Source organism: Streptomyces sp. NBC_01142 (genome assembly GCF_026341125.1).
In the GTDB taxonomy this organism is placed as follows: Bacteria; Actinomycetota; Actinomycetes; order Streptomycetales; family Streptomycetaceae; genus Streptomyces.
Genome location: NZ_JAPEOR010000001.1, coordinates 2894239 through 2915885, shown reverse-complemented (window position 1 = coordinate 2915885; position 21647 = coordinate 2894239). Strand labels below are relative to the sequence as shown.

Below are 21647 nucleotides of genomic sequence, written 5' to 3'. Positions count from 1 at the left end.
TCCACTCCCGTAGTCCTTCGAGCCCGTTGCGACGCTTCAGTGCGCCGTTCCTGGCCCTAGGTACGGACGTGGGGGCCGCGAGTGTTCAACGCGTTGAAAAAAATCTTCGGTGCCGCAAACGCGAAACGTGGAAATCCCCCCTCGATCAGGGGAATTCACCCCAAGACGGAATGGCTTGATCTCATCCGCACCACAGGCTCCATCAGTCACTCGGGGAGCGTTGATGCGAAGCGGTCCAGTGCGCCGCGCACCCGCGCTCTCACCGTCTTGCTGCCCTTGTGTCCCGCATCGCCGATGACCACGAGTTCCGCCTCGGGCCAGGCGCGGCTCAATTCCCAGGCGGTGTCGAGCGGAGAGCTCATGTCCAGGCGGCCGTGGAGGAGCACCCCCGGGATTCCCTTCAGACCTCCGGCGCCGCGCAGCAGGGCGCCCTCCTCCAGCCAGGCGCCGTGCGCGAAGTAGTGGGAGGCAATCCGTACGAGCGCGATGCGCCCGGCCGAAGGACGGCCGCTGTAGGGGGTGGGCCCGCCATGGGGTTCCAGCGACAGCACCGCATCCTCCCAGCGGCACCATTCCGTGGCGGCCCTCTCCCGTACCGCCGGGTCCGGGTCCGTCATCAGGCGGGCGTACGAGGCGACCAGATCGCCGGCGCGGTCGGCCTCGGGGACGCCGGACCTGAACCGCTCCCACTGTTCGGGGAAGAACCGCCCCACCCCCCGGTAGAGCCAGTCGATCTCCGAGCGCCGGGTTGTCGTGACTCCGTCGATCACGATCTCCGACACCCGGTGCGGGTGCAGTTCGGCGTAGGCGAGGAGCAGCGTCGACCCCCAGGAGCCGCCGCACAGCAGCCAGCGCTCGATGCCGAGTTGGTGCCGCAGCTGTTCCATGTCGGCGAGCAGGTGGCCGGTGGTGTTGTGGTGCATGCCGAACGCGGGGTCGGCGGCATGCGGAGTGCTGCGCCCGCAGCCGCGCTGGTCGAACAGGACGACGCGGTAGCGGTCCGGGTCGAAGTACTGGCGTGCGCGCGTGGTGCAGCCGGACCCTGGCCCTCCGTGGACGTACAGCGCGGGCTTGCCCTCGGGATTGCCGCAGACCTCCCAGTACACGAGGTTGCCGTCGCCCACATCGAGCATCCCCTGCTCGTACGGCTCGATCGGCGGATACAGCTCAGGCACGAGTCGTGGTCCCTTCCGTCGGAGAAATACAACAGCGCTGTTATGTTAAGCAGATGAGCTCCCCCGCCACCGAGCCCGGCCCCGGCCCCGAACTGCTCGGCACTCGGCTGCGCCACCTGCTCGGCCTCCTGGAGGCCGATGTCACCGCGGTCTACTCCGACCTCGGACTGGACGGTTTCCGCCCGCGGTACGCCCCGTCCGTACGTACGCTGGCCGCCGACGGCCCCCGCTCCATCCAGGACCTGGCACACACGATCGGCGTGACGCACTCGGCGGCGAGCCAGACGGTCTCCCAGCTGGTCAGGGAAGGGCTGGCCACCATCGGTCCCGGGAAGGACGCACGGCGGCGCATCGTTCGTCTGACCCCCAAGGCCGAGGCTCTGCTGCCCGCACTGGAGGCCGAGTGGGCGGCCACCACCGCGGCAGCGGCCACCTTCGAGGCCGAGCTGCCGTTCCCCTTGAGCGAGCTGATCGGCGAAGCCCTGGAAGCGCTGCACCGGCGGCCGATGCGGCAGCGGATCGCCGACGCGGCCCCTGGCCTCATCCACCCGCCGGGCTGCCGCCCCGACACGTCATCGTGTCCGCCACATGGGGGATAAGAATGACCCATTCGCCCGACACCGATAGCGGACAAAAAGGGATTCTCTTAGCGTTTCGATCATCGAGGTGCACTTTCAGCCTTTTGTGGAAATCGGTTCCGCAGCTGCTCCTCGGGGATCCGGAGGATTCACCATGCGCGCCATACGTGCCGCATCCGCCGCTCTGCTGGGAGTGGCCTCACTCGGACTGGCCACCCCTCTCGCGGCGGCGGCCACGAGCGTCAACAACACGCCGTACGACTTCACTGTCACCCCCTCGACCGTCGCACCGGGCGGGCGGGTCACGCTGACCGCCGGCGGATGCAACACGACGGCCAGCGCCTCCTCCGGGGTGTTCGACAGCGTCACCATCCCGTCGAACGGCTCCGCGACGGCAACAGTCGACGGGGATGCCAAGCCGGGCGCCGTCTACGCCGTGAGCTTCGCCTGCGGCAGTGACACGGCATCGCTCGATATGAGGATCTCCGGCACGCCGGCCCGTCCGACCGCCAGCTCCACCACCGTCGCGCCCCAGGGTGTCAGGGGCGGCCTCGGCGGCAGCATCGGCGGACTGAACACCGGTGAGCTCGCGGCCGGTACGGCGCTGGTCGTGGCCGCGGCCACCGGCACCATCTATGTCGTACGCCGGCGGTCGGAGAGCCGTCAGCACTGACGTCCCTCTCTCCGCCCCCGCTACACCGAAACCGCCCGTCGCCCCGAGTCCCGGCCAGGACTCGGGGCGACGGGCGGTTTCGGCCGACCGGGAGGTTCGGCCGGTCAGCCCCTCCCGCTGACCGTGCGGCGGCGACGGGCGACGAACAGACCGCCTCCGACTGCCGCCGTGGCGACGAGGGCGCCGCCGATCGCCATCTCGGTGGAGCTGGGACCGACCGAGCCACCGAGGCCACCCTGCGCGCCCCGGGCCGAGAGCACGGTGAACTGGACAGTCGCCACGTTCGAGTTGTCGTTGCACCTGACAGCCAGGTTGTACTGACCCGGTGTTGTGTGATCGTGAATCCGCGCGGAAGCGGTCGACTGGTTCTGACCGTTGTTGGAGAGCTGTACCTGAGAGAACGCGTTGGACGCGACCGTGCCACCACGCTTGCATCCCTGCACCGTGATCGTCAGGGTGCCGCCCTGGTGGACCGATTGCGGGTTGACGCGGACAGTGATCCGGCCGTTGTCCTTGCGGACATTGCCGCCCTGGCCGTTACCGCCCTGGTTATTGCCGCCCAGCCCGTTGTTTCCCCGGCCGTTGCCGCCCTGGTTATTGCCGCCCTGCCCGTTGTCCCCCCGGCCGTTGCCACCTTGACCGTTACCGCCCTGACCGTTGTCTCCGCGGCCGTTGCCGCCCTGGCCGTTACCGCCCTGGTTATTGCCGCCCAGCCCGTTGTCCCCCCGGCCGTTGCCGCCCTGGCCGTTACCGCCCTGGTTATTGCCGCCCAGCCCGTTGTCCCCCCGGCCGTTGCCGCCCTGGCCGTTACCGCCCTGGTTATTGCCGCCCAGCCCGTTGTCCCCCCGGCCGTTACCGCCCTGGTTATTGCCGCCCAGCCCGTTGTCCCCGCGGCCGTTACCGCCCTGGTTATTGCCGCCCAGCCCGTTGTCCCCGCGGCCATTGCCGCCCTGGTCATTGTCCCCGCGGCCGTTACCGCCAAGACCGTTGTCCCCCCGGCCGAAGTCCCCCAGACCATTATCTCCTTCACCGTTGCCCCCCTGACCATTGTCACCTTGACCATTGCCCTGATTAATGCCCACCAGACCATTGCCCCCCAGGTCGTCGCCGCCCGCGGCGGCCGGCGGAGCAGAGAGCCCGACGGCCACGCAGGCCGCGGCCACTGCGAGAGCGCGTGAAGCACGCATCGTTGAACCTCCAGTGGAAGACGCCCCAAAGCGGTGCTCCGGGAGATTCGACGAGTACGTCCTCCATGACGAACACTCACTGGGGCATGGAGTCGCCGCATTTCGGCACTGGTCCACCCCGGTGAGGCGACACGCCGACGACGCGCCGAAGTATCTGATGGAGTCGCAGGTCACAGACCGTCAGTATTTTTATCTGCTGAATACTCGGATGGGTCATCGGCACCGGCCCCACCACCCGTTCGCCCTTCCCTCCTGGCCGCTTGAACCCAGCGGACTTAGCGTGCCTACAGACGCCACGAAGGGAGAACAATGGGCCAGCACTACGGCGGCTCGGTGTCAAGGATCCGCTCACCCTGGGGCGCACTGGCTCTCGTCCTGCTCAGCGGGATCGCCCTGATAAAGAATGGCGTGGACGTGCCCCTGGGACCGCCGCAGCCTGCCGCCGCAGCCGCGCTGGCCGGCCGCGCCCAGGGCGAGACGTTCCTCCCCGTCCCCCTCGAGCCGCTCGCGTACGCCCCCGCGGAACGCGTGAGAATCCCGTCGATCGACGTGGACGCTCCGGTCATGCATGTAGGCCTGGACCAGGACGGCTGGATCGACGCCCCGCCGCCACAGGACCCCAATGTTGCGGGCTGGTACCAGAACGGCATCGCCCCCGGCCAGCGGGGCACGGCGGTCGTCGTCGGCCATGTCGACAACCTGTCGGGGCCGGCCGTCTTCTACGGCCTCGGCTCGATCCGGAGGGGCGCGCGGATCGAGGTGAGCCGCTTCGACCGCAAGACCGCGGTCTTCGAGGTGTACGGCGTCGAGGTCTTCTCCAAGTACAACTTCCCCGGGCCCCGCGTGTACGGCGACACCGGACAGGCGGAGCTGCGCGTGATCACATGCGGCGGTGGCTACTCGAAGGCAGGGGGCTACGACGGGAACGTCGTGGTCTTCGCGCGCATGGTCAAGACCCACTGATCCCCGGACCGGCCGAACTCTGCCGCCGCGCGGCTCATCGCGGCGGCAGGGTGATGCGGTATCCGGCGTCCAGCAGCTCGGGCAGATATCTGCGCAGCGCCGAGACGCTCTGCGAGCGGTCGCCGCCCGCGTCGTGCGAGAGGACGATGACTCCGGGCCCCGCGCCGTCCATCACCCGGCGGACGATGGTCCCTGTGCCGGGCTCCGTCCAGTCGAGCGTGTCGAGGGTCCAGGCGAGGGGCTCCATGCCGAACTCCGCGCCGATCTCGAAGGAGTGCCTGTTCCAGGCCCCGAAGGGGGCCCGGTACCAGAGTGGCGCGGCACCGAGCGTCTCCTCGACCACCTCGCTCGTACGGCCCAGTTCGGCGCGGATCGCGGACGGCGGGAGCCTGGGGATCAGCGGGTGCGACCAGGAGTGATTACCCACCACATGGCCGTCACCGGCCATCTCGCGCAACAGGTCACGGTTGGCGGTGGCCATTTCGCCACAGACGAAGAACATCGCCCGCACGCCGTACTCGCGCAGCGTGCCGAGGATGTCGGGGGTGTAGCGGGGATCGGGCCCGTCGTCGAAGGTGAGAACCATGTCGCGGCCCGCCTCCGACACCTTGAGAAACGGCCGTCGGCGCACCGGCGGCATGGTCCGGCGAAGATTCGGCGGTGCGTGCGTGGTCATCGGCTGGAGCCGGTAGGTGGTCGCCTTCAGCGGCGGGCCCGCGGCAGCCGCCGGGCCCGCGGCCGGGATCGGACCTGCGGCCGGACGCGGAGTGGTGGTCCGGCCCGGGACCGTCGCGCGCTCGGTGAAGAGCAGCCCGGTGGTGGCGGCTGCGCCGAGGCATGCCGCGATGCCGAGCACCGACCGACGCGCGGGCAGCATCTGATCCTTTCTCATGACCAACTGCTCGCACGGCCTTTGCCCCGCAGACTTCATCAACACCGGTTACACGGGTGAAACTACCCGAAGGGATCAACGGAAGCCCGCAGGTCGCGTCCGTCAGTTGCGGCGGACCAGCGGGAAGGGCAGTGTCTCGCGGATGGTCAGCCCGGTGAGGAACATGACGAGCCGGTCGACGCCGATGCCCAGCCCGCCGGTCGGCGGCATCGCGTACTCCAGCGCGTCGAGGAAGTCCTCGTCGAGCTCCATGGCCTCCGGGTCTCCCCCCGCCGCGAGCAGGGACTGCGCGGTGAGCCTGCGCCGCTGCTCCACCGGGTCGGTCAACTCCGAGTAGGCGGTGCCAAGTTCGGTACCGAAGGCGACCAGGTCCCAGCGTTCGGCGAGCCGCGGGTCGTGGCGGTGCTGGCGGGTGAGCGGGGACACGTCGGTCGGGAAGTCCTTGTAGAACGTGGGCATCTTGGTGCGCTCCTCGACGAGGCGCTCATACATCTCGAGCACCACATCGCCGCGGGTGTCGTCGGGGACGTGCGGGACGCCCGCCCGGTCGCAGAGCCTTCTGAGGACATCCTCGTCGGTGTCGGCGTCGACCTCCTCACCGAGCGCCTCCGACACCGCGCCGTACAGTGTCTTGACCGGCCAGGGGCCCGAGATGTCGTGCTCGACGAACTTGCCGTCCGGCCCCGCCTTGTGGGCGACCGGGGAGCCGAAGGCGGCGGTCGCCGCACCCTGGATCAGCTCACGGGTCAGATCGAGCATCACGTCGTAGTCGGCGAAGGCCTGGTATGCCTCCAGCATCGTGAACTCGGGGTTGTGCTTGTACGAGACGCCCTCGTTGCGGAAGGTGCGGCCCATCTCGAAGACCTTCTCCATGCCACCCACGCACAGCCTCTTCAGATACAGCTCGGGGGCGATGCGCAGATACAGGTCGAGGTCGTAGGCGTTGATGTGGGTGGTGAAGGGGCGGGCGTTGGCGCCGCCGTGGATCTGCTGCAGCATCGGCGTCTCGACCTCCAGATAGCCGCGCTCCAGCAGGCCCTGACGCAACGCCTGGACGGCGGTGGAACGGTGGCGTACGACATCACGGGCACCGGGGCTGGCGACCAGGTCCAGATAGCGGCGGCGGACCCGGGCCTCGGGGTCGGCGAGTCCGCCTCGCTTGTCGGGCAGCGGGCGCAGGCACTTGCCGGTCAGCTGCCAGCCGGTGACGAAGACCGAGAGCTCACCCTTGTCTGTGACGCCGATCTCGCCGGTGGCGGTGATGTGGTCGCCGAAGTCGACGTCGGAAGTGAAACGGTTGAGCACGTCATGGCCCGAACCGTCGCGGGTGAAGGCGAGCTGGAGGTCGCCCGACCAGTCCCGCAGCACGGCGAAGACGACGCCGCCGAAGTCGCGGACGACCATCACGCGCCCCGCGACGGTGACGTGTTCGCCGCTGCGGGTGCCGGGGACGGGCGCGGGACACGCGGTACGGATCTCGCCGACAGTGCGGGTGCGCCCGGCGACACCGACGGGGTACGGGTCGATGCCGACCGCGCGCAGCCGCTCCAGCTTGCGGTGGCGGATGCGCACCTGCTCGGGCAGCCGCTGCTCCCCCGCCTCCGCGGGCGCGCCGGGACCCACCAGGCCGAGCGAGTCGATGGACGGCAGCCCTTCGGTGGTGACGGGGCTGACGACACCGCGCGGCCGGCCTCTGCCCTTCCCCCAGAGCTTGCGCAGGCTCGGTACGGAGACGAACCCCTCGGCGATCCCGGAGGCGAGGCCGACACGGGCGAGGGAGCCGGCGTCGCCGAAGCAGAGGAAGCGCGGATACCACTCGGGCTGGTACTTGACGTTGGACCGGTACAACGCCTCGAGCTGCCACCACCTGGAGAAGAAGAGCAGCAGCTTGCGCCACATCCGCAGCACCGGGCCCGCGCCGATGCGGGCGCCTTCCTCGAAGGCCGAGCGGAAGACGGCGAAGTTGAGGGAGATCCGGCGGACACCGAGTTTCGCGGCGTGCGCGCAGAGTTCGGCGACCATGAACTCCATGACCCCGTTGGGGGCGGTGCGGTCACGGCGCATCAGGTCGAGCGAGACGCCGTCCCGCCCCCAGGGCACGAAGGAGAGCAGTGCGATCAGATTGCCGTCCCCGTCGAAAGCCTCGACGAGCAGGCAGTCGCCGTCGGCCGGGTCCCCGAGCCGGTCGAGCGCCATGGAGAAGCCTCGTTCGGTCTCGGTGTCCCGCCAGGCGTCGGCCTTGGAGACGATTTGCTGCATCTCCTCGTCGGTCAGGGCGGAGTGACGGCGGATCTCGGTGGTGGCCCCGGTCCGTCTGACCCGGTTCACGGCCTGCCGGGTGACCCGCATGTCGCGGCCGTCCAGGTCGAAGCGGGCAACCTGGAGGATCGCCTCGTCGCCGAGCTGGATGGCACCGAGACCGGAGCGGGCGTAGACCTTGGCACCCTCCTCGGAGGCGCCCATGACGGCGGGGGCCCAGGCATAGCGCTTGGCGACGTCCAGCCAGGCCTCGATGGCGGGGGTCCATGCCGCGCGCTCGCCGACCGGGTCACCGCTGGCCAGGCAGACCCCGGCCTCGACCCGGTAGGTGACGGCGCCCTTGCCGCTGGGCGAGAAGACGACGGCCTTGTCACGGCGGGTGGCGAAGTAGCCGAGCGAGTCCTGGGAGCCGTACGCGCCGAGAAGGGCACGGATGCGGGGCTCCTCGTCGCCGTGCAGGGCGGCTTCCATTCGCTGTGACCGGAAGAGCGTGTGGGCCGCGCCGAGCAGGGCGAGCGCGCCGAACAGACCGAGGACGAAGAAGAGGATGCGGGGCGGGCTTCCGTCGAACTGGTCGCCGGAGACCAGCCCGCCCAGTACCCGGTTGGAGGCCCACAGCAGCCGTTGGTCCTGGGGCAGCGTGCCGGGGAAGAGCTCGACCAGACCCCAGCCGGCCAGTACGCCGGCGGCGAGTCCGAGGACCAGGACGAGGAGCGCGCGGAGCAGCGCGCCCCGCCGGGTCTCGGCGTAGAACTCCCCGCGCGCCATGACCAGCACCACCAGGGCGATCAGGCACAGGACCAGATTGGGGATCCAGGTCCAGTCGTGGTCGATGGCCACCACCAGTACGTCCGCGATCAGCAGCAGCGCCATATAGGTGACGACGAGCCACCACGCCGCCTTCTTGCGGGCGCCGATGGCGGCGGCGAGCAGCAGCAGGAAGACGGCGTAGGCGAGGTTCGCGCTGACCGGGACGGTGACTCGGTCCAGGAAGAGTGCGACCGGGCGCAGCAGCTGCCGCAGCGGGGGGATGAGCGAGATGACGACGCAGAACACGCCGAGCGCGGCGAAGAACATCGCGAACGCACCCGGCACCCTGCTCAGCACGCTGCCACGGGCGGGAGTGGGCTCCTCCACGGTGACACTCATGATCTGCACTCTAGGGAGACCAGCACCGGGCCGCCTGTCGGGCACGGATAGCCTCGATGGCGTGACCGCGCAGCGACCTCACCAGTTCGAACGCGGGACAGACGGCCCGAAGGTGATCGTGGTGGGCGTGGACGGATCCGACTCCTCACTGCGTGCCGCGGCGTACGCAAGCGGCCTCGCCCGGCGCCAGAACGCCCGCCTCGCCATCGTGTACGTCCAGCCGGTGATGCCGGCGGGCGCGGCGCTCGGGGTGCCCGTCGCGGCTACGACCGGGGAGATCGCCGAGGAGCTGGTGGCCGAGATCCGCTCCGCCGCCGAGCGGGTGAAGGGGATCTGGGACGTCCGCTGGGAGTTCCACACCGTGCACGGCGACCCGTACGGCGGGCTGGTCACCGCGGCCGACGATCTGAAGGCGGACGCCGTGGTGGTGGGGGCTTCGGAGTCGGCGGGCCACCGGTTCATCGGTTCGGTGGCGGTCCGGCTGGTGAGGGCCGGGCGCTGGCCGGTGACCGTCGTTCCGTAGCCCTGCCGTTCCGTCGTACGGCGTTGTGTACGGGTGTGCGCCGGGCGGGTGTCCTCCGGATCAGGCCGGCGGGCCCGGCAAGATCCGGAAGACACCCCCTACCGGCCCGTGGAGAGACCGTTCTCGGCCGCGCCGCGGCGGAGGACCGCCTCGCGGATCGCCTCCTGGACCCGGCCGCAGTCCTTCCTGTCGCGGTGGCGGCGCAGGGCGTCCGGCAGATTGATCACGCGCCCCGTGGCGGTGTAAGGCGGTGTGCTTCCTGCCGAGCCGCAGCTGCTCGTCGTCCGGGCCGGCCTCCACTCCGTGCCCCGGTGCAGGCTCACGGCAACGACATCCCCACCGGCGTTCCGGGCGGCGCGGGCGTCGGCGACGACCTGCTTCTCGTCAGGAGCGTGAAGCCGCGCGGTGCCGGGGCTCCCGCCGGAGAGGGGGCGGGCGGCGCGGGGGGACGCGGCCTCCTCGAGCGACGGGCCGCCCCCGGCCCCTGGAGCGGCACGATCCGCTCCGCCCGGCTCCGGTTGACCGTTCACCGCACCATTCGTCGCTCCGTGCGACCGCTCGGCGACGACAGCGGTGCGTCATCTGTCCCTTCGCGGCCGGATGCGTTCGTATACGCCACGTGGCAGCGACCTCTGCACGAAAGGGTGTTGGCAATGGCGACGGCGACCGCGACGACCGACGAGCGGGCCATGGCGCAGCTGCAGCGTGAGCACGGTCCGGCGCTGCTGAGCTTTCTGGTCAATCTGACGTACGGGGATCAGCAGCGGGCCGAGGATCTGCTGCAGGAGACGCTGGTACGCGCCTGGCTGCATCCCGAGGCGTTCGACGCCCCGTACGAGTCGATGCGGCCGTGGCTCTTCACGGTCGGGCGCCGCCTCGCGATCGACGCACGCCGCTCCCGGATGGCCCGGCCCACCGAGATCGGTGACGGCGTTCTGGCCAGCACTCCGGACCCGGCGGACGTCACGGAGAGCGCGGTCGCCGCGCTGGATGTCCGGGCGGCCGTGGAGTCGCTGAGCCCCGAGCATCGCGCGGTGCTGGTGCAGATCTACTTCTGCGGCCTGAGTGTGAGTGAGGCCGCGGAGGCGCTCGGCATACCTCCGGGCACGGTCAAGTCGCGTTCGTACTACGGGCTGCGCGCGCTCGCCCGCTGCCTTCCGGGGTACAGCAGGCCCCGGCGTCCCCGGTCCAGCCGCTGACCCGGATGCCTGCGGACCCTGTGCGACCGATGATGTGAGGGCTCCGTCGGAGTCCGTACGAACATCCCCTCGCACGCGGAAGGAACCCAGGCCATGAACGCCATCGCCGAGCGCTATCGCAGGCACGCCGACGCCTTCGAACGAAAGATCGCCGAGGTACGGCCCGAGCAGTGGACGAACCCGTCCCCCTGCGCGAAGTGGAACGCCCGCGACGTCGTGGACCACATCGTCTCGATGCACGGTTACATGCTGACCCCCGTGGGCCGCCGGCCCGGCCCGGCGCCGTCGGTCCAGGACGACCCGCTGGCCGCGTTCAGGGCAGTTCGTGCCGATGTCCAGGCCGTGCTCGACGATCCCGGCCTCGCCGGGACCGTATGCGACACACCCATGGGCCGCATGCCGGCCGAGCGGCACATCGACGAGGTCGTCAGCGACGATCTCGTCCTGCACGGGTGGGACCTCGCCCGGGCCACCGGGCAGGACGAGACCATCCCGGCCGAGGACGTGGCGCGGCTGTGGGCGGGCACCACGGCGATTCCGGCCGAGGTGATGGAGAAGCTCCGGACGCCGGGCGCGTTCGGTCCGGACATCGAGGTGTTCGGTCCCGAGGTGAAGGTCCCCGACGACTCCCCGCTGCAGGACCGTCTGCTCGGTCTCATCGGCCGCGACCCCCGCCCGGCCGGGTCGGGGACGGGGGCCGACAGCGGGAACTGAACCGGCGCCGGGCGGCGCGCGTACTGCACCTGTGCGGAGAACGCGCGACGACCCGAGGACGGTTTCCTTGACCGAGACACCGACCGAGACACCCCCATCGCGACGGCCGGCGATCGCCTCGACGGCCCTGGCCTGCGTCGCGTTGAGCCGGTGCCCCGACACCGCGGCCACCCGGGCGGCACGCCGGGCACGCCGCTGGCTGCGCGCAATCCCCTCCCCGCCCCGCGGCTCCGCCGACGAGCTGATCGATTCGGCGCTGCGCACGCTGGCGCTGCGCGAAGAGGAACCCGTCGATCTGAGCCACCCCCGGCTCGACGCGTCCGGGTACGCAGTCCTGAGCCGGGTCGTGCAGGCGGTGGCCGTCCATGTCGATCTGGCAGTCGTCGGCGGCGCGCCCCTCGGCCGGCTGGCCGGCCTGCTCGACCGCGACATCGCGACCGGCACACCCTGCCCGTTCACCGGACGGCCCGGCTCCCCCGCGCTGTGGGCCGCACGGCTCCTGGCGGAGCACCCGGCAGGCGGGGGGCGGCCGGTGCGCGAGGCAGTGGCCAGGATTGCGGCGGCCCGGCAGGACAACGCCCGCACCGAGGACGAACTGCCCGCCACCGCGCTCGCCCTGATCGCGCTGAACGCGGCGGCCCCGGGCAGCCCGGCGTGGCGGCGGTGCCGCGCCGCACTGTTGCGTGTGCAGCTCCACGACGGCAGTTGGCGTCCGAGTCGGACCGCCTCCGAGGCGTCGGTGGCGTGACACGGCGGCGTGTGACGGTGGCTCGTACTGGTCCACGCCTCCGTCACGCACGCCCCGGATGTCCCGGTGGTGACGTCGTCCCCCTCGGGCCACGGCGAGCAGGCGACAGTATGCGAAACCTCACGCTCAAGTTGAGTAAAGAGGCACCCTCAGCCGTGTCTCTCGGTGGAGGCTCGACGTCGAGTCGGCACACGAAGTCGTCCGGGAGAAGGTGGGAAGGGTGCAGCCCGAAAGTACGAACGGCACCAGCCCAGGCGGGCTGGCGGTCCCCATGGCATGGCTCTGCGCCGAGTACATCGCCGACGAGATGCTGCGCACCGGAGAGCTCGTGGAAAGCGGCTCGATCGAATTCCGTGCCGGCCGGCAGACACTGGCGCTGACCATCTGTCTGTGCGACAGCGCGGACGAACTCGCGGGTGTCCGTGCCGTCGCCCGGATCGAGGAGTGGCTGACCCTCACCTCGCACGGACACCCCTGGCAGGAGTGGGTGCTGGAGCGGATGGCCGCCCGCGAGGAGCGGGAGCGCCACCTCGAGGGCGGGGCCGACCCCGATCTGGCGCTCGCGCGGGACGCCTGGAACTGGCTGCGGATGACGGAGCTGCTCGCGGCCGACCTCGGCGACAGCGAGCCGTGGCACCCGGCGAACCCGATGGGTGCGGGCGTGGACGAAGGCAGGCAGGTCTGGACTCCGGCCTGGCAGCTCGGGCTGCCGCTGAGTCATCTCGCCATCCATCTCTTCTGAGATCCTTGCGAGTCAGGGCCTTGCGAGTGAGACGCTTGCGAGGCTCTCGGCGGGCGGCCGACGGCGCTGCGCCGGCAGCCTGCGCCGACGGGCTCAGCCCGGGGACGAGTGGCCTGCCGAGGAATGCACCCCCGCGCGGTACTTGGGGATCCGGATCGTGATCTTCATCCCGGCACCGACGCCTGTCTCGATGACGAGTCCGTAATCGTCCCCGTACACCTGGCGCAGCCGGTCGTCGACATTGGACAGGCCGATTCCCGAGGACGCCGTCCGCTCCCCCGTGAGAATCCCCCGCAGGACGGCCGGGTCCATGCCCACACCGTCGTCCTCGATGGTCACCATGGCCTCCGCTCCGGCGTCCCGCGCCGCGATCACGACACGGCATTCGTTCCTGGAGTCCTCCAGGCCGTGCTTGACGGCGTTCTCGACGAGCGGCTGCAGACACAGGAACGGCAGCGTCACCGGCAGCACCTCCGGCGCCACCTGGAGCGTCACCTTGAGCCGGTCGCCGAAGCGGGCCCCGGCGAGCGCCAGATACTGCTCGATGGAGCGCAGTTCGTCGGCGAGGTTGGTGAAGTCGCCGTGCCTGCGGAAGGAGTAGCGGGTGAAGTCGGCGAATTCCAACAGCAGTTCACGTGCCCGCTCGGGATCGGTGCGGACGAACGAGGCGATGGCGGCGAGCGAGTTGAAGATGAAGTGCGGCGATATCTGGGCGCGCAAGGCCCGGATCTCCGCCTCGATGAGCCGGGTACGGGACCGGTCGAGCTCGGCCAGTTCCAGCTGTACGGAGACCCAGCGGGCCACCTCGGTCGCGGCACGCACCAGGACGGCCGACTCCCGCGACCCGTAGGCGACGAGCGCGCCGAGCACTCCCTCCTCCCCCGTCAGCGGGGCGATCACGGCCCAGCGCAGCGGGCACTCCAGGTCCGCGCACTCGGTGTGCACGCTCTGGCTGCGCCCCGAGTCGAGTATTTCGGCGACCCGCACCATGACCTGCTGCTCATGGTGGTCGGCGCCGGGGCCGTCCCAGGCGAGCACGGACTCACGGTCGGTGAGACAGAGCGCCTCGGTGCCGAGCAGGGAGCGCAGCCGCCGGGCGGCTTTGCGTGCGGTGTCCTCGGTGAGGCCGGCGCGCAGCGGGGGTGCGGCGAGCGAGGCGGTGTGCAGGGTGTGGAAGGTGGCACGCTCGACGGGCGTGCCGAGGTCGAGGTCGGGCCTGGCGCCCCGGCGTGCCGTCATCCTGCCCAGGACGATGCCCGTCGCCAGCAGTACCGCTCCCGCCGCTGCCAGTGCGGCCAGTCCCGTCCCCGTCATCGTTCCACTCCTTCGGGCTGAGGCCTGCCGACGAGGTCTTCCGGCAGATGCAGCCGCGCAAGGATGGCGGCGGCGCCGGGAGGTATGTGGTGCCGGGTGGCGAGCGACACCAGCACCATGGTCAGAAAGCCGAGGGGCACCGACCACACGGCGGGCCAGGCCATCAGGGTGTGCACCCAGCCCTCGGGAGGGAGGCCCGCGCGGGTGGCCATCACCGCGGTGAGCGCGGACCCGCCGCCGATCACCAGTCCGGCGCCCGCGCCGGGCGGGGTCAGCCCCCGCCACCAGATGCCGAGCACCAGCAACGGACAGAACGAGGACGCGGAGACGGCGAACGCGAGCCCCACGGCGTCGGCGACCGGCACATTGGTGGCCACGACACTCACCGCCAGCGGCACCGCCATGGCGAGCAGAGTGGCGAGGCGGAAGTGCCGTACGCCGCGCGAGGGCAGCACATCCTGGGTGATGACACCGGCGACGGACATGGTCAGTCCGGAGGCGGTGGACAGGAACGCGGCGAACGCGCCGCCCGCCAGCAGCGCGCCGAGGAGATCTCCCGCGAGCCCGCCGACGATCCGTTCGGGCAGCACCAGGACAGCGGCGTCGGCCTCGCCGGTGAGGGCGAGTTCGGGTGCGTAGATCCGCCCGAGTGCGCCGTAGACGGGCGGCAGCAGATAGAAGGCGCCGATCAGCCCGAGGACGACAAGGGTGGTGCGGCGCGCAGCGCGGCCGTTGGGGCTGGTGTAGAAGCGGACGGCGACATGCGGGAGTCCCATCGTGCCCAGGAAGGTGGCGAGGATGAGTCCGTACGTCGCGTACAGCTGGTAACCGTCCCGGCCGCCGGACAGCGGCTGGGACCAGCTGAACGGGTCGGTTCCCGAGGAGGCCCGCTCGGGCACTTCGGCGCCCCGGGGGAACTTCAGGGTGGTGCCGGCCTCGATGCGGTGGGTGCCCTCGTCCAGGGTGACGTGCCGCTTCTCGTGCCGGGTGCCGTCGATGCCGCCGGAGACAGTGAGAGTGAGCGGTTCGTCGAGATCGATGCGGACGCTGTCGTCGACGCGTACGACGGTGTGCTCGCGGAAGAGCGTCGGCGCGTCGAAGCGGGCTCGGGGCGCGTCGTCGCCGAGCCAGGCGGCGACGAGGAAGAGCGCGGGCACCAGCAGGGCGGTGAGCTTGAGCCAGTACTGGAAAGCCTGGACGAAGGTGATGCTGCGCATGCCGCCCGCGGCAACGGCTCCGGTGACGACGACCGCGACGACCAGACCGCCGACCCAGTCGGGCGCGCCGGTGAGTATCTCCAGGGTCAGTCCGGCGCCCTGCAGCTGGGGCAGCAGATAGAGCCAGCCGATGCCGACGACGAAGAGGCTGGCGAGCCTGCGCACCGCGCCGGACTCCAGCCGGGCCTCGGCGAAGTCGGAGAGGGTGTACGCCCCCGAGCGGCGCAGCGGGGCGGCGACCAGCACCAGGAGTACGAGGTAGCCGGCGGTGTAGCCGACCGGGTACCAGAGCATGTCGGGGCCCTGCAGGAGCACCAGGCCCGCGATGCCGAGGAAGGACGCGGCGGAGAGGTACTCACCGCTGATGGCCGCGGCGTTCAGACCGGGCTTCACCGTGCGGGAGGCGACATAGAAGTCGGAGGTGGTGCGGGATATGCGCAGCCCGAGCGCGCCGATGAGCAGGGTGGCGAGCACCACGACGGTGACGGCTGTCACCGCGTAGGTCTGGTTCATGAAGCTTCACCGGGCAGCACCGGTCAGCGGCCTTCGACGAGCCTGGTGAAGTCGCGTTCGTTGCGCTCCGCCCGGCGCACGTACCAGCGAGCGGTCAGCCACATCACCGGGTAGACGGCCAGGCCGAGCGATGACCAGACGAAGGGCTCCGGCGAGGAGAGATCGCCGCCGACGGCGGCCGGCAGCGCGAAGAGCAGCGGCAGGGAACCGACCAGCAGGGCGAGGGCCCCCAGCGCGTAGAGCGCGGCCCGCAGCTGGCTGCGCATCAGGGAGCGTACGTAGGTGGCGCCGAGTGTCGTCTGCTCGCTGATCTCGGACCGGGCGGGGGCATGCCCGGGCGCGCGCCTGGCGCCGCGCGGCACCCCGGTGACGACCTCGCGGCGGGGGTGTTGCTCTGCAGACATCGTCGTCCGCTCCAGCGTCTCTCGGCGAACCCTCGGGAGCTGTGGAGTCTACGCAGGAGTGTTTACCGACGGTAGACACCGGCGGCAGTACCTCGATTGCCGCTCCATCGCTGGTCAGCGGCTGGCCAGTGACCGGTCAGCGGCCCGGGCGCCGGGCGCAGTCGCTGAGTGCGATCTCGAGCTCGACGTAGGACTCCTCTGCCCTGCGGAAGGCAACTCCGAGGGCGGCTTCGGCGCGGGGGCCGACGAGTCCCTGGGCCGATTCCCGGATCTCGTACAGCACATCGGCCCAGCGGCCTGCGGCACTCTTCGCCGTGGCGATCAGTGCCTCGATGTCATGGGCGCTGGACGGCCGGGTCGCCGGCAGGCTCCGGAGCTCCTCCAGCAACGCTTCGATGTCGGACATCAGGCCCCTTCTCCCCTTGCGCGATCAAGGTTAGGCGGCGTGGGAGGGGGCTGCCGCCGAAAGCGGCTCCGGCTCTGTCAGCGGAGGATGTCCGTCGCCGTACGGCCGCTCCCGGGCGATGAGCGGCTGTCCGCGGCCGCCGAACGGGCGGACGGGGCGGACGCGGCGGGCGGGGTCGGCGGAGGGGCGGACGGACGCGGCGGACGCGTCGAGTTGCCGGGGCCGCGGGGGCAGGGCACGACCGCGGGTCGGTCACCCCCCGGCGTGCCGCATCAGCAGATCGCGCAGCTGGCGCGCATGGCGGCGGCTGACGGCGAGCTCGGCGTCGCCGACCCGGACCGTGGTCGTACCGGCGTCCAGGCGCAGTTCGTCGATACGGCCCAGCGCGACGAGATGGCTGCGGTGTATCCGTACGAAACCGCGGGAGGCCCAGCGCTCCTCCAGGGTGGAGAGCGGAATTCTCACCAGGTGGCTGCCGTCCTTGGTATGGAGCCGGGCATAGTCCCCCTGGGCTTCGACATAGGCGATGTCGTCGATCGGCACGAACCGGGTCACACCGCCCAGTTCGACCGGTATCTGCTCGACGTTGGGCGGTGTGCTGGGCACGACGGTGGCCGCGGCGCCGGGGCCGGCCGGGCCCACCGGCTCCGGCTGCCGCGGCTCGCGCGCCGAGACGACGAGGTCACGGACCCGGCGTACAGCCTCGGCGAGACGCTCCCTGCGCACCGGCTTGAGCACGTAGTCGACGGCCTTGAGGTCGAAGGCCTGCACGGCGAAGCCCTCATGAGCGGTGACGAACACGATCAGCGGCGGCCGGGCGAAGCCGGCCAGCAGCTTGGCGACGTCGAGCCCGGTGAGCCCGGCCATGTGGATGTCGAGAAAGACGACATCGATGCCGTCCTCCCCGTCCGGGCCGGCGTCCAGGGCACGGCCGATGCGGCGCAGGGCCTCGGTGGCATCCGTGGCACCTTCCGCGCTCCGGACCCGTGCGTCGGAGCGGAGAAGGTAGAGCAGTTCCTCGAGCGCCGGTTTCTCGTCGTCGACAGCCAGTACGCGCAGCATGCTGCGGAGTGTAGGCGGGCCTCGATTCCGGGACCACGGCCTGGTGTCCGCCCCGGCGCCGGGTTGAGCAGACAGGGGCCCTGGTCCGTATTCCAGGGCGACAGACCGCAAGAGACGAAGAGATGAATCGAGGGGACCGCCCATGAACCTGCAGCAGCGGCACCGGGACGTGGCCGCCTATGCGCTGGGCGTCCTGGAACCGGCGGACGCATTCCGCTTCGAGGAGCATCTGACCGACTGCGTCATGTGCGCGGTGCAGCTCGCCGACTTCACCGCTGTCACCGCCGCCCTGACCGAACTCGCCGGTCCCGGCCGGGCCGAGCCCCGTCCCACCCCGCGACTGCTGGAGCGGCTCACCGACGAGGTCGGCGCGTTGCGCCGGCGCAGCCGCAGGCGCCGGCTGCGGCTGGTCGCGGCGGCGGCCGCGCTGATCATCGCTCTGCCCGCCGCGGCGGTGGCACTCCAGGACGGTGGGAGCGCGGGCGGGCAGCAGATCGTCGCGACGGACCTCGCGTCGGGTGTCACCGCATCCGTCGCGCTCAGGGAACGGGGCTGGGGCACCGCGGTCGCTCTGCAGCTGGCGGGGCTGACCGGGCCGCGCGTCTGCCGGCTGATCGCCATCGGCAAGGACGGCGCCGAACATCCGGTCCTCAGCTGGGCGGTGCCCGACGGCGGCTACGGGATGCCGGACTCCCCGGGCCACGAGCAGCCCCTGGACATCGAAGGGGGCACCGGCCTGCAGAGCGCCGAGATCGGTCACTGGGAGATCCGCACCGGGGACGGCAAGCGTCTGGTCTCCATCGGTGGGTAGGGCAGGCTCTGGACGTCCCACGCTTCGGCGGCGGCCTACTTCAGCAGACGGGAGAGTCTGCGGTCGGCGAGTGGTTTGCCGCCGGTCTGGCAGGTGGGGCAGTACTGCAGCGAGGAGTCGCTGAAGGAGACTTCGCGGATCGTGTCCCCGCACACCGGGCACGGCTGACCGGTACGGCCGTGGACACGCAGGCCGCTTTTCTTCTCGGCTTTCAGCCGGCCCGCCGCGACGCCGCGCGAACGCTCCACGGCCTCGCGCAGCGTGGAACGCAGCGCCTCGTACAGCAGCGTGGTCTCGTCCTCGTCGAGATTCTGCACGGGCTTGAACGGCGACATCCTCGCCACGTGCAGAATCTCGTCGCTGTAGGCGTTGCCGATGCCGGCGATCAGGCTCTGATCGCGCAGCGCGCCCTTGATCTGCCGCCGTTCGCCGGCAAGCAGCGCGGCGAAGGTGTCGCGGCCGAAGGCGTCGGCGAGCGGGTCCGGGCCGAGCCGGGCGATGCCGGGCACCTCGGCCGGGTCGCGTACGAGATGGACGGCGAGGCGCTTGGTGGTGCCCGCCTCGGTGAGGTCGAAACCGCCGCCCGCGGCAAGGAGGGTGCGCAGAGCGAGCGGCCCCTTGCCGGGTCGTGGCGGCGCGGCCGGGAACTCGTCCTTCCACTGGAGCCAGCCCGCACGGGCGAGATGGGCGACCAGATGGAGTCCGCCCGCGGTGATGTCGAGCCACTTCCCGTGCCGGTCCACGGCGGTGACGGTGGCACCTTCGAGGGCGGTCAGCGGCGGGTCGTACGTCTTGAGGACGCTGATCGCCAGGGGCATGACGCGGACGATCTCCTGTCCCACCAGATGACCGTCGAGGAACTCTCTCAGCGCTTCGACTTCGGGCAGCTCCGGCATGTCTCCAGGGTGCCGCAGGGGCAGGGCAGCCGCAGGTTCACCGGGCCGGCGGCCCCACCCCGCTCACAGATCCCGCTCCCGCAGTGCGTAGACGCGGCTCGCCGTGGTCTCGAAGACCGCGCGCCGTTCGCCGTCGGCCAGCCGGTGGGTGAGCGCGCGGGCCGCGGCGACCACCTCGGCGTAGCCGGCGGCCAGCCGGCACACCGGCCAGTCGGAGCCGAACATCAGCCGGCCGGGCCCGAAGGCGTCGAGCACCGTATCGGCGTAGGGGATCAGATCGGGGGTGGTCCAGGTGGACCAGGCGGCTTCGGTCACCATGCCGGAGAGTTTGCAGACAGTGTTGGGCCGGGCGGCCAGGGCGCGCACATCGGCCGCCCAGGGCTCCATCTCCTTCGAGGCGATGGGCGGCTTGCCCAGATGGTCGAGTACGAAGGTGAGCTCGGGCAGCCGGGCCGCAGCCCCTGCCGCCGCGGGCAGCTGGCACGGGAGCACCACGAGGTCGTAGACGAGCCCTGCGGAGGCTACGGCGGCGAGGCCGCGCAGCACGTCGGGGCGGAGCAGCCACTGCGGGTCGGGTTCGCCCTGGACCTGGTGACGGATGCCCACGAGCCGGTCCCCGCCGGGGAGTTCACGCAGGGCCGCGAGGGTGTCGGCGATATCAGGAGCAGTGAGGTCGGTCCAGCCGACGACGCCGGCGACGAGGTCATGGCTGTCGGCGAGAGCCAGGAATTCGGGGGTCTCCTCGGCGACAGTGACCGTCTGGACCAGGACGGTGGCCCGTACACCCGCGGCGCGCGCGTCGGGGGTGAGGTCCTCGAGGGTGAAGGTGCGGCGGATGGGGGCCAACTCGGGACCGGTGATCCACTCCTGGTCCCGTACGGCCAGATCCCAGACGTGGTGGTGGGCGTCGATGATCGTCATGGGGCTCACAGCTCCCAGACGACGGGTAGTCCGGCGTCCGCGCCGTTCGTCGAGTAGTCGTGGACGACATCGAGCAGTTCGGCCATCCGCGCCTGCCAGGCGATATTGACCGGGAGTTCTTCGAGTGCGGCCAGCAGACGGGCGTAGTCGTCGCAGTCGAGCAGATGGAAGAGGTCGGTGCCGCTGCGCCAGATCGTCCAGGAGGTGGCGCCTGCGGCGCGGATCGCGGCGGTGAGCTCCTCGGGGACCGCGCGGTGGGCCGCCTCGTACGCGTCGATGCGGTCGGCGCGGACCGTGGTGTGCAGGGCGACCCTCATCGGGCACCCCCGTCCGTGGGCAGCAGCCCTTCGGCTCGCAGCTCGTCCCAGAGTGCCGGTGGCACGGGGCGGCCGAGCAGATCGGCCGCGTCCCGTACTTCGCCGGCGGACCGGGCGCCGACCAGGACGCCGGCGACGGCCGGATGGCCGAGGGGGTAGTGGAGAGCGGCGGCGCGCAGCGGTACGCCGTGCCGTTCGGTGACGGCCTTGAGGCGCAGAGCCCGCTGAAGGATGTCGTCGGGCGCGGCCGTGTAGTCGTAGGTGGCTCCGGGCCGCGGATCGGCGAGCAGCCCGGAGTTGAAGACCCCGCCGACGACGACGCTCTTGCCGCGGGCGGTGGCTTCGGGCAACAGCTCGGCCACCGCGCTCTGGTCGAGCAGGGTGTAGCGGCCGGCGCAGAGGACAGCGTCGACGTCGGTGTCGCGGAGAAAGCGGGTGAGCATCGCGGCCTGGTTCATTCCGGCGCCGATCGCACCGATGACGCCCTCGGCGCGCAGCTTCTCGAGTGCCGGATAGCCGTGGCGGAAGGCGGCTTCCTCATGGTCGTCCGGGTCGTGCAGATAGACGATGTCGATCCGGTCGAGGCCGAGGCGCAGCAGGCTCTCCTCGATGCTGCGGCGTACCCCGGCGGCACTGAAGTCCCATACGCGGCGGTGGTCGGCCGGGACGGCGAAGCCGTGGGCCAGGTCGTCGCCCTCGGCCGGGCAGGGTTCGAGCAGCCGTCCGGCCTTGGTGGAGAGGGTGTACGCGTCGCGGGGGCGGCCGCGCAGCGCCTCACCCAGTCTGCGTTCGGACAGGCCGAGCCCGTAGTGGGGTGCCGTGTCGAAGGTGCGGATGCCCGCGTCCCAGGCCGCATCGATCGCGGCCGCGGCCGCGCCGGGGTCGACGGGGGCGTACAGATTGCCGATTCCGGCTGCCCCGAAGGACAGCTCGGTGATCTCGACCGCACTGTGTCCGAGCGTGCTCCATCGCATCCCGCCGCTG

The 21647-nt window shown here is 71.0% G+C and carries 22 protein-coding genes and 1 pseudogene; 9 read left to right on the top strand and 14 right to left on the bottom strand.

The genetic code is table 11. From position 1 onward, the window contains the following. Positions 1-206: 206 nt before the first annotated feature. Positions 207-1175, bottom strand: coding sequence for a prolyl aminopeptidase (gene pip / locus OG883_RS13265; RefSeq protein WP_266539530.1), 969 nt, complete (start codon positions 1173-1175; stop codon positions 207-209). 53 nt (positions 1176-1228) lie between these two features. Here pip and OG883_RS13260 point away from each other — a divergent pair, with 53 nt between their 5' ends. Both OG883_RS13260 and OG883_RS13255 read left to right on the top strand, forming a co-directional pair. Continuing rightward, on the top strand, positions 1229-1774 hold the full coding sequence (locus OG883_RS13260; RefSeq protein ID WP_266539527.1) for a MarR family winged helix-turn-helix transcriptional regulator: 546 nt from the start codon (positions 1229-1231) through the stop codon (positions 1772-1774). 133 nt (positions 1775-1907) lie between these two features. Next, positions 1908-2426, top strand: a complete 519-nt coding sequence (locus OG883_RS13255) for a hypothetical protein (RefSeq protein WP_266539524.1) — start codon at positions 1908-1910, stop codon at positions 2424-2426. A gap of 104 nt (positions 2427-2530) precedes the next feature. Here the strand turns inward: OG883_RS13255 and OG883_RS13250 are convergent, their stop codons facing one another. Next, a complete protein-coding gene (locus tag OG883_RS13250; protein ID WP_266541497.1) occupies positions 2531-2989 on the bottom strand; it encodes a hypothetical protein in 459 nt (152 codons plus the stop codon). Between the two features lie 933 nt (positions 2990-3922). Between OG883_RS13250 and OG883_RS13245 the strand changes: the two genes are divergently transcribed. Then, positions 3923-4576, top strand: coding sequence for a class F sortase (locus OG883_RS13245; RefSeq protein WP_266539521.1), 654 nt, complete (start codon positions 3923-3925; stop codon positions 4574-4576). 34 nt (positions 4577-4610) lie between these two features. On the opposite strand, the gene OG883_RS13240 is transcribed toward OG883_RS13245, so the two are convergent. Further along, positions 4611-5468, bottom strand: a complete 858-nt coding sequence (locus OG883_RS13240; protein ID WP_266539519.1) for a polysaccharide deacetylase family protein — start codon at positions 5466-5468, stop codon at positions 4611-4613. Positions 5469-5570: 102 nt separating this feature from the next. Then, positions 5571-8876 carry a bifunctional lysylphosphatidylglycerol synthetase/lysine--tRNA ligase LysX gene (lysX, locus tag OG883_RS13235; RefSeq protein WP_266539516.1) on the bottom strand — a complete coding sequence of 1102 codons (3306 nt, stop codon included), beginning with the start codon at positions 8874-8876 and terminating at the stop codon, positions 5571-5573. Between the two features lie 61 nt (positions 8877-8937). On the opposite strand from lysX, the gene OG883_RS13230 reads away from it, so the two are divergent. After that, entirely contained in the window at positions 8938-9399 is a 462-nt protein-coding gene (locus OG883_RS13230) for a universal stress protein (protein ID WP_266539513.1), read from the top strand. A gap of 246 nt (positions 9400-9645) precedes the next feature. On the opposite strand, the pseudogene OG883_RS13225 reads toward OG883_RS13230, so the two are convergent. Then, positions 9646-9785, bottom strand: a pseudogene (locus tag OG883_RS13225) (CapA family protein); the annotation flags it as partial. A gap of 267 nt (positions 9786-10052) precedes the next feature. Between OG883_RS13225 and OG883_RS13220 the strand changes: the two are divergent. The 4 genes from OG883_RS13220 to OG883_RS13205 all read left to right on the top strand — a co-directional run bounded on the left by OG883_RS13220 (position 10053) and on the right by OG883_RS13205 (position 12802). Next, positions 10053-10598 carry a sigma-70 family RNA polymerase sigma factor gene (locus tag OG883_RS13220; protein ID WP_266539511.1) on the top strand — a complete coding sequence of 182 codons (546 nt, stop codon included), beginning with the start codon at positions 10053-10055 and terminating at the stop codon, positions 10596-10598. Between the two features lie 93 nt (positions 10599-10691). Further along, on the top strand, positions 10692-11312 hold the full coding sequence (locus OG883_RS13215) for a TIGR03086 family metal-binding protein (RefSeq protein ID WP_266539509.1): 621 nt from the start codon (positions 10692-10694) through the stop codon (positions 11310-11312). Between the two features lie 67 nt (positions 11313-11379). Further along, complete coding sequence (locus OG883_RS13210) at positions 11380-12060, top strand: hypothetical protein (RefSeq protein ID WP_266539506.1); 681 nt, start codon at positions 11380-11382, stop codon at positions 12058-12060. 220 nt (positions 12061-12280) lie between these two features. Then, positions 12281-12802 (top strand): hypothetical protein, encoded by a 522-nt coding sequence (locus tag OG883_RS13205; protein WP_266539503.1) that lies wholly within the window; start codon positions 12281-12283, stop codon positions 12800-12802. Between the two features lie 93 nt (positions 12803-12895). Here the strand turns inward: OG883_RS13205 and OG883_RS13200 are convergent, their stop codons facing one another. From OG883_RS13200 to OG883_RS13180, 5 genes are all read right to left on the bottom strand, one after another. After that, positions 12896-14116, bottom strand: a complete 1221-nt coding sequence (locus tag OG883_RS13200; RefSeq protein ID WP_266539500.1) for a sensor histidine kinase — start codon at positions 14114-14116, stop codon at positions 12896-12898. Continuing rightward, a complete protein-coding gene (locus tag OG883_RS13195; RefSeq protein ID WP_266539497.1) occupies positions 14113-15846 on the bottom strand; it encodes a cation acetate symporter in 1734 nt (577 codons plus the stop codon). The genes OG883_RS13200 and OG883_RS13195 overlap by 4 nt, the downstream gene beginning before the upstream one ends. Positions 15847-15869: 23 nt before the next feature. Further along, complete coding sequence (locus tag OG883_RS13190) at positions 15870-16250, bottom strand: hypothetical protein (RefSeq protein ID WP_266539494.1); 381 nt, start codon at positions 16248-16250, stop codon at positions 15870-15872. 136 nt (positions 16251-16386) lie between these two features. Continuing rightward, positions 16387-16656 (bottom strand): hypothetical protein, encoded by a 270-nt coding sequence (locus OG883_RS13185; protein WP_266539491.1) that lies wholly within the window; start codon positions 16654-16656, stop codon positions 16387-16389. Positions 16657-16908: 252 nt separating this feature from the next. Then, positions 16909-17718, bottom strand: a complete 810-nt coding sequence (locus tag OG883_RS13180; protein WP_266539488.1) for a LytTR family DNA-binding domain-containing protein — start codon at positions 17716-17718, stop codon at positions 16909-16911. A 142-nt stretch (positions 17719-17860) separates the two neighbouring features. On the opposite strand from OG883_RS13180, the gene OG883_RS13175 reads away from it, so the two are divergent. After that, positions 17861-18529: an anti-sigma factor gene (locus OG883_RS13175; protein ID WP_266539485.1), complete on the top strand. Its 669-nt coding sequence runs from the start codon at positions 17861-17863 to the stop codon at positions 18527-18529. Between the two features lie 35 nt (positions 18530-18564). Here OG883_RS13175 and OG883_RS13170 read toward each other — a convergent pair whose 3' ends face one another. From OG883_RS13170 to OG883_RS13155, 4 genes are all read right to left on the bottom strand, one after another. Continuing rightward, positions 18565-19425, bottom strand: coding sequence for an Fpg/Nei family DNA glycosylase (locus OG883_RS13170; protein WP_266539482.1), 861 nt, complete (start codon positions 19423-19425; stop codon positions 18565-18567). A gap of 63 nt (positions 19426-19488) precedes the next feature. Next, positions 19489-20346: an amidohydrolase gene (locus tag OG883_RS13165; RefSeq protein WP_266539479.1), complete on the bottom strand. Its 858-nt coding sequence runs from the start codon at positions 20344-20346 to the stop codon at positions 19489-19491. Positions 20347-20351: 5 nt separating this feature from the next. After that, entirely contained in the window at positions 20352-20663 is a 312-nt protein-coding gene (locus OG883_RS13160) for an L-rhamnose mutarotase (protein WP_266539476.1), read from the bottom strand. Continuing rightward, positions 20660-21637, bottom strand: coding sequence for an aldo/keto reductase (locus OG883_RS13155; protein ID WP_266539473.1), 978 nt, complete (start codon positions 21635-21637; stop codon positions 20660-20662). Before OG883_RS13155 ends, OG883_RS13160 begins: the two co-directional genes overlap by 4 nt. Between the last annotated feature and the right edge of the window lie 10 nt (positions 21638-21647).

Excerpts from the sequence above, each read along its gene's own strand:
- OG883_RS13245 (WP_266539521.1), top strand. The coding sequence starts at position 3,923 with ATGGGCCAGCACTACGGCGGCTCGGTGTCAAGGATCCGCTCACCCTGG.
- OG883_RS13195 (WP_266539497.1), bottom strand. The coding sequence starts at position 15,846 with ATGAACCAGACCTACGCGGTGACAGCCGTCACCGTCGTGGTGCTCGCC.
- OG883_RS13190 (WP_266539494.1), bottom strand. The coding sequence starts at position 16,250 with ATGTCTGCAGAGCAACACCCCCGCCGCGAGGTCGTCACCGGGGTGCCG.
- OG883_RS13260 (WP_266539527.1), top strand. The coding sequence starts at position 1,229 with ATGAGCTCCCCCGCCACCGAGCCCGGCCCCGGCCCCGAACTGCTCGGC.
- OG883_RS13170 (WP_266539482.1), bottom strand. The coding sequence starts at position 19,425 with ATGCCGGAGCTGCCCGAAGTCGAAGCGCTGAGAGAGTTCCTCGACGGT.
- OG883_RS13215 (WP_266539509.1), top strand. The coding sequence starts at position 10,692 with ATGAACGCCATCGCCGAGCGCTATCGCAGGCACGCCGACGCCTTCGAA.
- OG883_RS13160 (WP_266539476.1), bottom strand. The coding sequence starts at position 20,663 with ATGAGGGTCGCCCTGCACACCACGGTCCGCGCCGACCGCATCGACGCG.
- OG883_RS13180 (WP_266539488.1), bottom strand. The coding sequence starts at position 17,718 with ATGCTGCGCGTACTGGCTGTCGACGACGAGAAACCGGCGCTCGAGGAA.
- OG883_RS13185 (WP_266539491.1), bottom strand. The coding sequence starts at position 16,656 with ATGTCCGACATCGAAGCGTTGCTGGAGGAGCTCCGGAGCCTGCCGGCG.
- OG883_RS13155 (WP_266539473.1), bottom strand. The coding sequence starts at position 21,637 with ATGCGATGGAGCACGCTCGGACACAGTGCGGTCGAGATCACCGAGCTG.
- OG883_RS13200 (WP_266539500.1), bottom strand. The coding sequence starts at position 14,116 with ATGACGGGGACGGGACTGGCCGCACTGGCAGCGGCGGGAGCGGTACTG.
- OG883_RS13240 (WP_266539519.1), bottom strand. The coding sequence starts at position 5,468 with ATGAGAAAGGATCAGATGCTGCCCGCGCGTCGGTCGGTGCTCGGCATC.
- lysX (WP_266539516.1), bottom strand. The coding sequence starts at position 8,876 with ATGAGTGTCACCGTGGAGGAGCCCACTCCCGCCCGTGGCAGCGTGCTG.
- OG883_RS13255 (WP_266539524.1), top strand. The coding sequence starts at position 1,908 with ATGCGCGCCATACGTGCCGCATCCGCCGCTCTGCTGGGAGTGGCCTCA.
- OG883_RS13175 (WP_266539485.1), top strand. The coding sequence starts at position 17,861 with ATGAACCTGCAGCAGCGGCACCGGGACGTGGCCGCCTATGCGCTGGGC.
- OG883_RS13165 (WP_266539479.1), bottom strand. The coding sequence starts at position 20,346 with ATGACGATCATCGACGCCCACCACCACGTCTGGGATCTGGCCGTACGG.
- OG883_RS13220 (WP_266539511.1), top strand. The coding sequence starts at position 10,053 with ATGGCGACGGCGACCGCGACGACCGACGAGCGGGCCATGGCGCAGCTG.